Consider the following 13,013-nt stretch of genomic DNA (forward strand, 5'->3'; position numbering starts at 1 on the left):
TAAAGATTTAATTTTTAATGCAACGGATCCGAAGACTGGCGTAGAAAAAACATCGCATGTATCTGGTGATAAGATAGCCTTTACTACAACTGATGAAATGGAAAAAGTATTCGATAAAGATGGTAAACCAGTTATCGATCCTACTACTGGAAAACAAAAAGAAGTAGTAAAAATGGAAAAAGTATTCGATAAAGATGGTAAACCAGTTATTGATCCTACTACTGGAAAGCAAAAAGAAGTGATTAAAAATCCTGGTAACTCTACGGAGTATACGAACGAAGGATTGAAAGTCATTCCAAATAGTACAGTAGCTCGTGATGCAAATGGAAATCTTACATATGTAGATAAAGATAATAAGCCTGTCATGAAAGACAAAGATGGTAACTTTGTGTATATGGGTAAAGATGGAAAACCAGGCGAGAAATATGCGGGTGCTGTAGGAGCTTTAAAACCAAATGTAGTAGATAATACTCGAGTTATTTCCTTCGGTATGGATAAACCAGTATTGGATGAAAAGGGTAACCCTGTAACCGGTCCAGATGGTAACCCGCTTATGACAGAAGGTATCTCTGCAGGTATGCAACAAATGCACAATCTTGCACCAGGTACGAAAGATACGGATGCAGTTAACGTGTCTCAATTACGAGGTACAACGATCAATATCAACAATCGTATTAATCGTTCTGGCGCACAAGCGGCTGCATTAGCTGGATTACAAACTATTCAATATGATCCATTAGAGCCAACTCAAGTGTCTGCAGGCCTAGGATACTATCAAGGTGCTAGTGCGTTAGCTCTTGGAGTGAACCACTACAAAAATGAATCTACTTTATTCCATCTAGGTGCTTCCTTTAATGGATATGGTAGTGAAGTGATGGCCAATGCTAGTGTGACATGGAAATTTGGTGCTCGTGCTGATGAAACAGCTGTGAAAGACACATTCCGTCAAGGACCAATCAGTGCCTCTTACACATTACAAGATAAGGTATCTGCCTTAGAAGCACAAAACCAAATCCAAAAAGACCAATTAAATGAATTGCGTGCTACCAATGCTGCTCAAAAAGCAGAAAATGAAGCACAACGTGAAGAATTGGCATTGATGAAAGCGCAAATTGCAGAATTGTTCAAACGCATGAATGGATAATCTTAGACACTAAGAGTATCTATACATCTTGTTGCTATATACCTTATGAAGTTCCTAATTGAATAGGATATAGGGAAGACCGTAACACACCCCTTCTCAAACTATACAGTGATTATGTTAGTTCAGGGGGGGATGTTACGGTCTTCTTGTATTTGCGTGATTTAGGCAGCAATCTTTTTACGAGAAGGCCCCAAATATGGTATGATATAAGACACAGATAATACATAAGATATTCCTACATAGATTATAGGAGGTACCTACTTTGAGTAGTATATTTGATATTATTGGGCCCGTTATGATAGGTCCATCTAGTTCACATACAGCAGGGGCGGCGCGTTTGGGAAAGATGGCTTTGTCTATTTTTCGTGAGCGTCCTGATAGTGTGACTATGACCTTATATGGTTCTTTTGCCAAGACCTATCGTGGACATGGTACAAATCGTGCTTTGGTGGCAGGATTGCTGGGAATGGATGCAGATGATGCACGTATTCGTGAGTCCTTGGAGATAGCAGAACGTGAGAACTTTCAGTATACCTTTATTGAATCGGAAATAGACGCAGGCCATCCTAATACAGTGCGATTCAATATGTACGGTAAAGATGGAAAACACATGTCTGTTACAGGGTCATCCCTCGGTGGAGGTCGTGTGGCAGTGACGAATATTGATGGCATCGATGTAGATATTACTGGAGAAGAGCATCAAATCATTGTCTTTCATACAGATCAACCGGGTGTCATTGCAGGGGTTACGCACATTTTAGGCTTGGAAGGCATCAATATTTCTAGCATGCGGGTGTTCCGTAAGCGAAAAGGGTCAGAGGCAGTCATGCTTATTTCTACGGACTCTGATGTAGATGCAATGGCATTGCAGCAAATCAAAGAAGTGCCGGGTATTTCCTCGGTTATGTATTTTGAACCATTGGAATAGAGGATACTATGAGTTATTTATACGATACAATTGAAGACATTGTTCGCTTGGCTGATCGTGAAAGTATTTCCTTTTCCGAAGTGGTCTTGCGTTCAGAAATAGAAAGTACGGGCTCTACGAAAGAGGAGGTCCTAGCTGAGATACGACGTCGTATTCAGATTTTTAAGGAATCTGTTCGTGATGGCATCGCTGACACAAGAAAAAGTAAGAGTGGTATGTCTGGAGGGCAAGCGAAACAATTAGATGAAAGACAACCTCTTTTTTTAAGCGATTTAGCTTATCGGGCACTACGTTATGCTATTTCTGTGAATGAAGCAAATGCAAAGATGTTCCGTATTGTGGCGTGTCCTACAGCGGGAGCCTGTGGTATTTTACCAGGTGTGATGCAAGCGGTAGGAGAAGTCTACGAATGCAATGATGAAGCGTATGTGAATGGATTTTTAGCGGCAGCTGGTGTAGGTAATGTAGTGACAAATCAAGCCTGTGTAGCGGGGGCTGTGGGTGGTTGTCAAGCCGAAGTGGGTACAGCGGCTGCTATGGCTTCTGCTTGTGCTGTAGCGATGATGGGCGGCACTACGGAAGAAGTGGTAACAGCTATGACTCTATGTATGAAAAATGTCTTAGGTTTAGTTTGCGATCCTGTGGCAGGACTGGTGGAAGTGCCTTGCGTGAAAAGAAATGGAATCTATGCAGTGCATGCGTTGGCATCCGCAGAAATGGCTATGGCAGGATTGCGCAGTTGCATTCCTGCAGATGAAGTGATTGGAGCGATGGATTCCATTGGACGGGCTTTACCAGAAGCGCTTCGTGAAACCAGCGAAGGCGGTTTGGCGAAAACTAAAACAGGTGTGGATATCACGAATCGGTTAGCCCATCAGAAATAGAGAGGTGTAAGTATGGGCATAGAAGCATACAAAGAGACTTCTATCTACAAAGGAGCTCTGCGCATTTTGCGGACCTTACAAGCAGCGCATTATGAAGCGTATATTGTGGGTGGTGCGGTGCGAGATATACAGATGGGGCGCATTCCTCATGATTATGATATTGTCACTTCCGCTATGCCGGAGGGGGTCATTGATGTGTTGCGAACTGAGGGCTTTATTACGACGAATGTAGTAGGCGCTTCCTTTGGGGTAGTTGTGGTTACAGTGGGTGATGATACCTATGAAGTAGCAACCTATCGAAGTGAACAATATGGTGAAGATAGTCATCGACCAGTGGCAGTGCAATTTCCTTCTACTTTTTTACAAGATGTACAGCGTAGAGATTTTACGATTAACGGTCTTGCTCTCACTGAAAGTGGTGAGGTCCGTGATGAAGTAGGCGGTTTACGAGATATTGTGGCACGCCGTTTATGTACCATTGGATCTAGCCGAGAGCGATTTCAAGAAGATGCGTTGCGCATGTTCCGATTATGTCGATTTGCAGGACAATTAGGCTTTTCTATTGATCCTGCCACCTGGGCGGGCATAGAGCCAAACCTATATCGTGTGGAAGGATTATCTCTAGAACGAGTGCGTATAGAAATTGAAAAAATGTTGCTTAGTGAGTATGTAGATCTCGCTTTAGATGCGTTGGTGCGCAGTCATTTAAATGAGCAATGTTGCCAACAAACGATAGAGGGTCAGTCTCGACGGATTCCTATATTGCCAGAGCTAACGCATCTAGTAGATTTACCGCAAGCACCAGAGCACCATGTATATGATGGATGGTGCCACACTTTAGCAGTAGTAAAAGGAGTGCCGCCGAATCTAGTATTGCGGTGGGCTGCTTTGCTCCACGATGTGGGGAAAGGCATGGAAGGAGTTCGAGGCTTTCACAATGGGCGCATTACGGATCGTAATCATGATAGAGTGGGTGCCACTATGGCACGAAATATCTTGACCCGTTTAGGCTATACTAAAGAATTTGTAAATCTTGCGGTATGGCTTGTAGAGCGACATATGCGGTTTCACTTTTATGTGTCCAATGGTTCTGCAGATTTACGTAAATGGTTGCAGAAGGAATCTCATGAAAATTTATTTAGAGAAACCAAGGATCTAGTGGAGGCTGTGGACTATCTAAAAACCCTAGGTGTGGCAGATGTATTAGGAGGAGGCACGAAAGATGCAGAACCTACAGTCCAGTATGGAACACGCATGATGGATATGGCAAAACAGATGCCTGTACACACGAAGGATTTGTGCTATGATCGCAGATTGCCCAATTTAGTAGCACCTTATACGAAGGAAGTAATGCAGACTCTCTTACAGAGAGTACAAGCGGGAGATATTCCCAATACACCAGAAGCCTTACATAAGGCAGGAATGGCTAAATACGAACGAGTAAAGAAAAAGGAGTACCATGCATGAAAGTGCAAGCAGCAAGAAAACGATTAAATTTGAATGCCGGTTCGTGGTTCTTAGTTCTATTTTTTATATCATTAGGAATTATATTGCGATATACCTATGTACAGATTGTGGCAAAAGATACCTATTCTGAACGGTTTTCTAATCAATTTTTAACAGATAGAGTTTTACAATCTCCACGGGGAACTATTTTTGACCTCAATGGCAATCCCTTGGCATTGAGTGTAACAGTTAACTCTGTTAGCGCAGACCCAACTATGATGCGAGTAGTAGCTAAAAAAACGCCAGAAGAAGTGGCAGATGTATTAGCTCCTTATGTGCGCATTTCTAGAGAAGAGATTATTAAAAAGTTAAATGAAGATACAGCCTTTGTTTGGATTGATCGACTCTTAGATGTGCCGAATTCTAATGGTATAGAAGCGGCCATTAAGGAAGCCAAGTTCAACTTTATTACCTTGCACAAGGAAAGTCGGCGGTATTATCCTAATGATACCTTGTTAGCACCGGTCCTTGGATTTGTAGGATTCAATGAAGATGGGCAGGCTGATGCAGAAGGTAAAGCGGGACTTGAGGCGGCCTTAGATGATGTGATTCGCAGTAATGAAGTGAAAGTCAGCATTTACAATGATACGGCAGGTCGCCCTGTTTTTGAATCTGTACAATCTCAATTTTTACCAGATCAAGAAAAATCTGTAAATCTCACCATTGATACTACGGTGCAGTTTATTGCAGAGCGTGCACTAGATAAAGCGATGGCAGATACCAAGGCTCGCAGTGCAGCGATGATTATTATGGATCCGAAAACTGGGGAAATCATTGCCATGGCGAATCGGAATCGAGGCATGTCTACGGATGTGAATAAACTGAAATTTGAGGATTATCGGAACAATGCGGTGGTAAGTATTTATGAACCAGGTTCTACGTTCAAACCGATTATTGCCGCCTCCGCTCTGGCAGCTGGAAAATGGCAACTAGATACAGTGTACAATGATACGGGTACCATTCTAATCGATGGGCATACGATAAAAAACTGGGACGGTAAAGGCAGTGGTAAAGTTCGCTTACTAGATATTCTAAAATATTCCATTAATACGGGCATGGCGTACTTGGGTACGACCACAGGTGGAGATATTTTGACAGAGTATGTCAAACGATTTGGCTTTGGTAAAGCCACAGGCATTGAACTTCCTGCTGAGGGAGATGGAATCCTATTTGACCCGAAAACAATGAGTAAACTAGATACGGCGACCATGTCTTTTGGACAGGGGATTGCGGTGACACCATTACAAATGGTACAAGCCTTTGGGGCCTTGGCAAATGGGGGCAAAATGATGAAACCTCATATTATTAAATCCATTGTGAACCCAGACGGATCCACTTTCAGAGAAGCACAAGATATAGAGCAAGGCCAGCCTATCCCTGAAAGTATTGCCAAACAGATTACAGATATTTTGGAAAAAGAAGTCTCCGAAGGGGGCGGCCATAAAGCTTACGTAGAGGGCTACCAATTTGCTGGTAAAACAGGTACGGCGGAAAAATTAGATGCCGAACATGGTGGTTATTTGAATGGCCGGTATATTGCATCCTTTATTGGATACGGCCCTGTAGAAGATGCTCACTTTGTGGCATTAGTTGTGATTGATGACCCGCAAGGTACATACTATGGTGGTCAAATTGCGGCTCCTGTTTTCCAAGATGTGATGACGCAGTTAGTACGATACTATAAACTTTCACCAACTCGTAGTAAACACAATGACAAAGATAAGGCAAAAGGTGGAACTAACGTATTAGCAGTACATCGTAATAAAGATGGATCTGTAATTGTACCAAATTTTGTAGGTCATGCGTATGGTGAAGTACGGGATTGGGTGCATGAAGCAGGATTAACCTTTAAACCTTATGGAACAGGCTATGCTGTTTCTCAAGAGGAAGCAGTGGGTAGTACTATAGAACAGGGAGGATCCGTTACAGTGTATTTCAAGCGGTAAGATACGTGGGCTATGGGATGTGAAATAATATTACATCCTAGGCCTATTGATACTGCAGTAGGGTATCTGTAATAGGAGATGCTCAAGGAGAGGATAGGATGATAGAATTATTAGGTAAGCCTGTAGCTCAGGCGCGAAAAGCGGTGCTGCAGGAAAAAATGCAAGCTTTGATAGACCAAGGTATAACGATTACCCTAGGTATTTTGCTAGTTGGAGACGATAGTGCTGCCAAAATGTATGCTACTTTCATGGAAAAGGTAGCAAAAGGGGCAAATTTCGATACTGAATTAGTGGAATTGCCAGAAACAGCTACGCAAGAAGAGGTAGAAGCGGTGATTCACAAATTTAACACAGATGAACGTATCTACGGCGTATTGCCATTAATGCCGATGCCGAAACATATCGACAGTGAAGCGGTGATTGGAGCCTTAGATCCAGCGAAGGATATTGATGGGCTAACCACCTATAACATTGGGCTAGTTAGCTCTGGCAAAGGTGGGTATGTGCCGTGCACACCAAGGGCTTGCATGGCGATTATTGACCATTATGGCATCGAACTAGCAGGTAAAAAAGTAGTGGTTCTAGGCCGTAGCCAAGTGGTGGGTAAACCCGTGGCATTGTTGGCGCTAGAGCGCAATGCAACGGTGACAATCTGCCATTCTAGAACACAAAACTTACCAGCTGAACTAGCACAAGCCGATGTGGTCATAGCTGCGGTCGGTAAAGCTCACATGGTGCACGGATCTATGTTGAAGCCAGGTTGTGTAGTCATCGATGTGGGAATCAATGAGTTAGAGGGACAGACCGTAGGTGATGTGGACTTCGGCTCTGCCAGTGAAGTGGCTTCTGCCATCACTCCTGTACCAGGTGGCGTTGGTTCTGTAACGACCACCATGATGTTAGAAGGATTATACGAGGCGTATTATGCACGAAATGGCCATCGCTGAGGGAATTGTGGATGTGGCGCTAGACACGCTGAAAGCGAATGAAGGGACCATCATCCATGCTATACAAGTACAGATTGGTGCGTTGTCTGGCGTAGAGCCAGAGGCGTTACACTTTTGTTTTGATGCAGTCACACAAGGAACGGCGGCAGAGGGAGCAAAGCTAGACATTGAAACGATTCCTATGAAAGGACGTTGTTTAGATTGCCATCAAGAATTTTCAATGGAACAGTATCGTCATGTATGTCCACACTGTGAAAGCTTTGCCGTAGAAGAATTACAAGGCCGAGAATTGCGTGTGGCATCCATCGATATGGATTAAAGGAGTACTATGGAAGTACAAGTAATGACAAATGTATTGGCAAAAAATGATGCCATTGCAGAAACACTACAACAACAATTTAAAGATAAACACATTTTAGTGATGAATTTATTGGGCTCTCCAGGGGCGGGTAAAACATCCCTATTAGAGGCGACGTTACAAACCTTGTCCAAGGACTATCGCATTGCTGTTATTGAAGGTGATTTGTTCACAGATAAAGATGCGGAGCGCATTCATGCCACAGGTGTACCAGTGATTCAAATTAACACTGTCGGAGGTTGCCATTTAGATGCGAATATGATTCGTGAGGCTATCGCTGAACTAGATTTGGACGCCTTGGATCTAATCATTATTGAAAATGTAGGCAATTTAGTATGCCCAGCAGAATTTTTCATCGGTGAAGATATGAAAGTAACGGTCCTTTCTATCACTGAAGGAGAAGATAAGCCATTAAAATATCCTTTGATTTTTAAAGAGTCAGCAGCAGTATTGTTGAACAAAGTTGATTTATTGCCTTATGTACCATTTAAAATGGATGAGGCCATGCGGGATATTAACTCCTTACAACCAGGTGTGCCTATTTTTCAGGTGAGTTGCACTCAGGAAGCAGGGCTTTCACCTTGGATTACTTGGGTGAAAGAAAAATTAGAGGAGCGACGTAACAATGAAAGCTAATTGGAAAGCTGCCTTGGCAGCTATGGCATTAGTTGGCATGGTGGGATTGCAGACGGAAGTCGTACTGGGGCATGATGCGGCTGTGAATTCTGTAAATAAGAACGTAGCGCCTATTTCTGAGCAAGATACTGCTAGAAAGCAGAAAGCAAGTTCTGAGGTGAAGCAAGAGCCAATATCGGATGTGGCGCAAGGAAAAAACGTAGTAGAGATGAAACACAATAGCACCGCTGTACAACAGAGGGTGACCGTAGGGAGGGTGACTCTTGATTTAACCCCAGACCATGTGGCGGAAAAGTTGGCGCTGCGTAAGTTTTTAAAAGAGAAAAAAGCGTCCTTTGTAGAAGGTGATGCGGAAGAATTAGACTTGGTGGGGACTACTTTCACAGTGAAGCGCATACCGCCACTTGTGATTACCGATACATTTGTAAGCGCACTGCAAGCAGAGGCGAAAGCTCGTGTGGAAGCAAAACAACGTGAACCTTGGGTATTTCCCGATGTGGACGTACTGAAAGATAAGTTCGAGGCTATGTATAAGAAGCCATCTGTTGATAGGATGACAAAGGATGATGTGGTATCTGATGACATCAAGGATGCGGAGACTAATGAGGATACCGTTGGTGCTACTAACGATGGTGTAGGTACTATGTCAATTAGTTCGGTGAAGGATACTAGCAAAGATAGACCAACAGAAGCAAAGGTAGTTCTTGATAATGCAGGATCAAAGGAGTTGAAGTCTGAAGGGGCTGTGACCAACGAAGAACGAAGTGTAGATATATCGACAGAGAAACGTAAACCAGATACACCAAAGGTATCTAAGGATGGTACAGCCGAGGGCAAAGGAGCACATTCAATCGATGAGGGGACTAAGACATCGTCAAAGGATATAAAGGCTGAGAAACAAAATAAAGCTCCCAAATACCCTATTGATCTATTGTGGACAGATAAAGATAGCATCTTCTTACATGAAGATGTTCATGTAGGAGCGACGCGCAGTGAAGTGCTCTTTGCTTGGGGCGCACCGCAGGCTATGTGGCGCGATAATAAAAATGATTCATTGCTGTGGCTATATCGAGGTGTATTTAATGAAGAAAAAACTATAACAAAACACAATAAAACTGCTATGCATTTAGAGGAGTTTTCACAGTTGGTGAAGAATACATATAGTAGTGACTCTTTAGCAGGTTCTAACAGTTCTGTGGGTTATGTGTGGCTTTCATTGAAGCAGGGGAAAGTGACACATTTGGGAATGATTACGGGTCAAGACTGGCCTCGTTTTGCTATACCAGCCACTACATTAGAAACGTTTAAGCCTAATGAAATGACAGAATCAGATTTCTCTTTGATGGGATACCGATTAGGTGACACCTTTACCAATGATCCAAATCGATCTTGGGAAGAAAGAGGCAAGCTATATGGTCAGGAATTTTTAGGCTATAAGGATGTAGTTATCGCATATAACAAGGAACACGAAATTACTCGTGTCATGATCAACTCATCGCTTGGTACGACGAAACGCGGCATTTCACTAGGAGATTCTAAATATTTACTGCTCTATCTCTACGGAGTGCCAGATTTTGAAGAACCTGCTAATCATCATGATAGTAGTAAAGGTGTAGTTTACGGCTATCGCCATCCAGTGCTAGAACATACGTATTTGTTATTTACAATGGATGATAAATTCGTTAGAGAAATATTATTATCAGACCAAAAGAAAAGCGAACTTGTTTCGGCTATGAAGTCTATGGCGTTGTAATGATGTTATTTACGCAAAGGGAAGAGCACGGCATACTCCTCACAAACGGTATTTCATAATGTTTGTTCGGAGCACACCGTGCTCTTCTTGTGTTTGTATAAACTTGATATGGCAACGCCATGAGACTGCTACGCGTAACTGCGTCACTTAGGGGGATTTTTTGATGGCAAAAAATTCACGATTTAAGTAGTTTATAGTATAATAATAAGAAAAGCTATTAACGTGTTGTTAGGTTCATCTCTCTCTACATTATGGAGGAGGTGATACTATGAAGATGCTTACAGTATTATCTTTATTGATACAAAGTTGTATGCTAATCATAGCACTTTTGGACTTACTATATAAGTAATGAAAAAGCCTAACGAATAAGGTCTGCTCACCTTAATACGTTAGGCACATTTTCATTTCAAAGTTTCTTGAGATGAGCCTAACGCCCATCACACGTTGATGGCTCTTCTTTTTGTATATTCAGTATACCATATTTTAAAACGAAAAACTACTACATACTGAATTTTGAATTTGCAACTTGAATTAGGGGGGAAGCATTGCCTTTTTATAAGTTCTGAAAAAAGTAAAAATATTTTTTATAAAGTACTTGCATTAGGAATCATAAATGTGGTATTATGTGAAAGTAGTCAAGAACAGCACTACGGAGTAGAAAAAAGTTCTTGACAAACTACATAGAGACATATATAATGTATATGTAAATGTGCTGGCGTAGCTCAATCGGTAGAGCAGCTGACTTGTAATCAGCAGGTTGTGGGTTCAATTCCTATCGCCAGCTCCATTTTTTTGGAGGGATTCCCGAGCGGCCAAAGGGAGCAGACTGTAAATCTGCCGTCTTCGACTTCGAAGGTTCGAATCCTTCTCCCTCCACCATTTTCATCGCGGGGTGGAGCAGTTGGTAGCTCGTCGGGCTCATAACCCGAAGGTCGCAGGTTCAAGTCCTGTCCCCGCAACCATGTTAATTCGTTAGTGATTGAATAGTGCTGGTGTAGCTCAGTCGGCAGAGCGTATCCTTGGTAAGGATAAGGTCACCGGTTCAACCCCGGTCACTAGCTCCATATACTTGGCGGCATAGCTCAGTTGGCTAGAGCAATCGGTTCATACCCGGTGTGTCCGCGGTTCAAATCCGTGTGCCGCCACCAATAACCTCACTTTGGTGGGGATTTTTTATGCCTGAAATTAGATATGCATTGAAATTCATAGGTTGAGTTTGTATAATGAGAGTATAGAAAGGTGGTGGCTCTATGGCTAAAGCGATAGATGTAGCGAAATTTTTTATTGAAATAGTTGCTAATAATCCTAATGAAGATGCGATGACTAACTTACGATTAAATAAACTGTTGTACTTTGCTCAAGCTGGGAGCATTTCATCATTAGGTTATCCTCTTATTGAAGAAGATTTTGAAGCTTGGGATTTAGGCCCGGTTGTTAAGTCTGTCTATAAAACTTTTAAAGAATATGGAAGAAATGGGATCGTTAATCAATCGTTTGATCGACAAGCATTGAGAAAAGAAGAACAATTATACTTGTTAGATGTTTTGCGTAAATATAGCACTATGTCTACGTCTTCTCTCGTGAATAAATCTCACGAAAAAGGAACTCCTTGGTATGAGGTATACTATTCTACTGGGGATAAAATTATTCCGAAACATCGAATTACAGAATACTATGAAGATATTGAAATTGTTGATAAATTTACATTGCCGTATACAGAGAAAGACTTCGTTGGCACAAGGGATGAATCCAACCATTTAGTGTTACCACAGGAGTATGAGTATGCCGAATAGTTGGGAAGTATGGTGGGCGATTGTAAAGTTTGAAAATTCAGAAGAATCAAAGATGTGACCAGTTGTTGTATTAGAGAATCAAGAAGCCTTTATTATTTCATTGAAGGTAACTAGTCATAAGCCTAGGAATACATATCCAGGGGAATATGATTTAATGCGTTGGAGTGATGCAGGGCTAACCAAGCCATCAACGGTTAGACTGAGTCAACCATTGCAATTAATAATAGCAGACTTCAAAAGCAAAATTGGTGATTTAGATGCAGTGGATATCTATGCGATTCAGCAATTGATAGCGTATTATAAATGATATTATATCTATGCAAAAGGGAAGGTACATATGACAACATGGTTTAATGATTTAAAAGAATTAATTTGGCACCCTAAGAGTAGGGGATTCGATCAAATTGCAGAGCATGGGACGATAAAAAAAGGTTTACTTACCTATTTTGGTCTGGAAGTGGTATTTTGTTTATTGGTGGCTACTTTAGTACTGCCGTTGGTAGGCTTTTTCATGCCTGCCTATTATCGTGAGATTGACGCCTTAGGGTCGGCCATTATCATAGGTTTGGCCATCGTCTTTTTCCTATTTCAAGCGGTGTCCATTTTGTTTAATAGTGCGATTTTCTTCGGCTTATACAAATTGACAACAGGTGAGGCGACTTGGACAGATGTGGTGAAAGGATTCATCTACGGAAAGGTCATCACCAATGTATATGGCGTAGTATTAGGCTTGCTCTTACTACCTTTCTTTGGGACAGGTTTTTTACTAGCAACATCCTACGGTATGGAACTTATTTGGCTCTTCTTAGGGGCTTTCTTTGCAGTGGCCATCTGGATTTTCTACATGAATCTATCCCTTATAGCTCGTATTATTAACAGTACTCTTATGAAAGCATTCCTGTTATTGCTCGCTACGGGGCTCGTTCAGTGTATCTTAGAATATATGTTGAAATATCTATAAATAAGTAAAGTGTATTTGTATTTCTCTATTTAATCATATATAATAAAGGTAATTAGTTTTTTTGTAATGAAGGAGGCTATATTCAAAATGGCAAAAGCAAAATTTGAACGTAATAAGCCACACGTTAACATTGGTACTATCGGTCACGTTGACCATG

12 protein-coding genes and 5 tRNA genes are annotated in these 13,013 nt (G+C 41.8%); all 17 read left to right on the forward strand.

The genetic code is table 11. From position 1 onward, the window contains the following. Positions 1 to 1,144 (forward strand): YadA-like family protein (locus EO114_RS08025; RefSeq protein ID WP_206168678.1); only part of this gene is annotated, 1,144 nt, incomplete at its 5' end. 262 nt (positions 1,145 to 1,406) lie between these two features. Then, a complete protein-coding gene (sdaAB, locus tag EO114_RS07665; protein WP_127062470.1) occupies positions 1,407 to 2,072 on the forward strand; it encodes an L-serine ammonia-lyase, iron-sulfur-dependent subunit beta in 666 nt (221 codons plus the stop codon). 8 nt (positions 2,073 to 2,080) lie between these two features. Beyond that, positions 2,081 to 2,956, forward strand: a complete 876-nt coding sequence (gene sdaAA / locus EO114_RS07670; RefSeq protein ID WP_127062473.1) for an L-serine ammonia-lyase, iron-sulfur-dependent, subunit alpha — start codon at positions 2,081 to 2,083, stop codon at positions 2,954 to 2,956. A 12-nt stretch (positions 2,957 to 2,968) separates the two neighbouring features. After that, a complete protein-coding gene (locus tag EO114_RS07675) occupies positions 2,969 to 4,423 on the forward strand; it encodes a CCA tRNA nucleotidyltransferase (protein WP_240629078.1) in 1,455 nt (484 codons plus the stop codon). Then, positions 4,420 to 6,408 (forward strand): penicillin-binding transpeptidase domain-containing protein, encoded by a 1,989-nt coding sequence (locus EO114_RS07680; RefSeq protein ID WP_127062475.1) that lies wholly within the window; start codon positions 4,420 to 4,422, stop codon positions 6,406 to 6,408. Before EO114_RS07675 ends, EO114_RS07680 begins: the two co-directional genes overlap by 4 nt. 98 nt (positions 6,409 to 6,506) lie before the next feature. After that, positions 6,507 to 7,355 carry a bifunctional 5,10-methylenetetrahydrofolate dehydrogenase/5,10-methenyltetrahydrofolate cyclohydrolase gene (locus EO114_RS07685; protein WP_127062477.1) on the forward strand — a complete coding sequence of 283 codons (849 nt, stop codon included), beginning with the start codon at positions 6,507 to 6,509 and terminating at the stop codon, positions 7,353 to 7,355. Continuing rightward, the gene (hypA, locus tag EO114_RS07690; protein ID WP_127062480.1) at positions 7,333 to 7,674 is read left to right on the forward strand and encodes a hydrogenase maturation nickel metallochaperone HypA; all 342 of its coding nucleotides are present in this window, start codon (positions 7,333 to 7,335) and stop codon (positions 7,672 to 7,674) included. Before EO114_RS07685 ends, hypA begins: the two co-directional genes overlap by 23 nt. Before the next feature lie 9 nt (positions 7,675 to 7,683). After that, positions 7,684 to 8,349, forward strand: coding sequence for a hydrogenase nickel incorporation protein HypB (gene hypB / locus EO114_RS07695; protein ID WP_127062482.1), 666 nt, complete (start codon positions 7,684 to 7,686; stop codon positions 8,347 to 8,349). Then, positions 8,339 to 10,102 (forward strand): hypothetical protein, encoded by a 1,764-nt coding sequence (locus tag EO114_RS07700; protein ID WP_127062484.1) that lies wholly within the window; start codon positions 8,339 to 8,341, stop codon positions 10,100 to 10,102. Before hypB ends, EO114_RS07700 begins: the two co-directional genes overlap by 11 nt. A 711-nt stretch (positions 10,103 to 10,813) precedes the next feature. Beyond that, positions 10,814 to 10,889, forward strand: a tRNA-Thr gene (locus EO114_RS07705). 7 nt (positions 10,890 to 10,896) lie between these two features. Then, positions 10,897 to 10,981, forward strand: a tRNA-Tyr gene (locus tag EO114_RS07710). 7 nt (positions 10,982 to 10,988) lie between these two features. Beyond that, positions 10,989 to 11,064, forward strand: a tRNA-Met gene (locus EO114_RS07715). 26 nt (positions 11,065 to 11,090) lie between these two features. Further along, positions 11,091 to 11,166, forward strand: a tRNA-Thr gene (locus EO114_RS07720). Positions 11,167 to 11,173: 7 nt separating this feature from the next. Then, positions 11,174 to 11,250: transfer RNA gene (locus EO114_RS07725), tRNA-Met, on the forward strand. A gap of 102 nt (positions 11,251 to 11,352) precedes the next feature. Further along, positions 11,353 to 11,895, forward strand: a complete 543-nt coding sequence (locus EO114_RS07730) for a Panacea domain-containing protein (RefSeq protein WP_127062486.1) — start codon at positions 11,353 to 11,355, stop codon at positions 11,893 to 11,895. 154 nt (positions 11,896 to 12,049) lie between these two features. Continuing rightward, on the forward strand, positions 12,050 to 12,202 hold the full coding sequence (locus tag EO114_RS07890; RefSeq protein ID WP_206168679.1) for a hypothetical protein: 153 nt from the start codon (positions 12,050 to 12,052) through the stop codon (positions 12,200 to 12,202). Between the two features lie 30 nt (positions 12,203 to 12,232). After that, a complete protein-coding gene (locus tag EO114_RS07735; protein WP_127062488.1) occupies positions 12,233 to 12,856 on the forward strand; it encodes a hypothetical protein in 624 nt (207 codons plus the stop codon). Positions 12,857 to 13,013 lie beyond the last annotated feature (157 nt).

Origin of the sequence: Veillonella sp. 3627, assembly GCF_003992195.1 — a bacterium.
In the GTDB taxonomy this organism is placed as follows: Bacteria; Bacillota; Negativicutes; order Veillonellales; family Veillonellaceae; genus F0422.

Excerpts from the sequence above, each read along its gene's own strand:
- sdaAA (WP_127062473.1), top strand. The coding sequence starts at position 2,081 with ATGAGTTATTTATACGATACAATTGAAGACATTGTTCGCTTGGCTGAT.
- EO114_RS07675 (WP_240629078.1), top strand. The coding sequence starts at position 2,969 with ATGGGCATAGAAGCATACAAAGAGACTTCTATCTACAAAGGAGCTCTG.
- EO114_RS07680 (WP_127062475.1), top strand. The coding sequence starts at position 4,420 with ATGAAAGTGCAAGCAGCAAGAAAACGATTAAATTTGAATGCCGGTTCG.
- EO114_RS07685 (WP_127062477.1), top strand. The coding sequence starts at position 6,507 with ATGATAGAATTATTAGGTAAGCCTGTAGCTCAGGCGCGAAAAGCGGTG.
- hypA (WP_127062480.1), top strand. The coding sequence starts at position 7,333 with ATGCACGAAATGGCCATCGCTGAGGGAATTGTGGATGTGGCGCTAGAC.
- hypB (WP_127062482.1), top strand. The coding sequence starts at position 7,684 with ATGGAAGTACAAGTAATGACAAATGTATTGGCAAAAAATGATGCCATT.
- EO114_RS07700 (WP_127062484.1), top strand. The coding sequence starts at position 8,339 with ATGAAAGCTAATTGGAAAGCTGCCTTGGCAGCTATGGCATTAGTTGGC.
- EO114_RS07730 (WP_127062486.1), top strand. The coding sequence starts at position 11,353 with ATGGCTAAAGCGATAGATGTAGCGAAATTTTTTATTGAAATAGTTGCT.
- EO114_RS07890 (WP_206168679.1), top strand. The coding sequence starts at position 12,050 with ATGCGTTGGAGTGATGCAGGGCTAACCAAGCCATCAACGGTTAGACTG.
- EO114_RS07735 (WP_127062488.1), top strand. The coding sequence starts at position 12,233 with ATGACAACATGGTTTAATGATTTAAAAGAATTAATTTGGCACCCTAAG.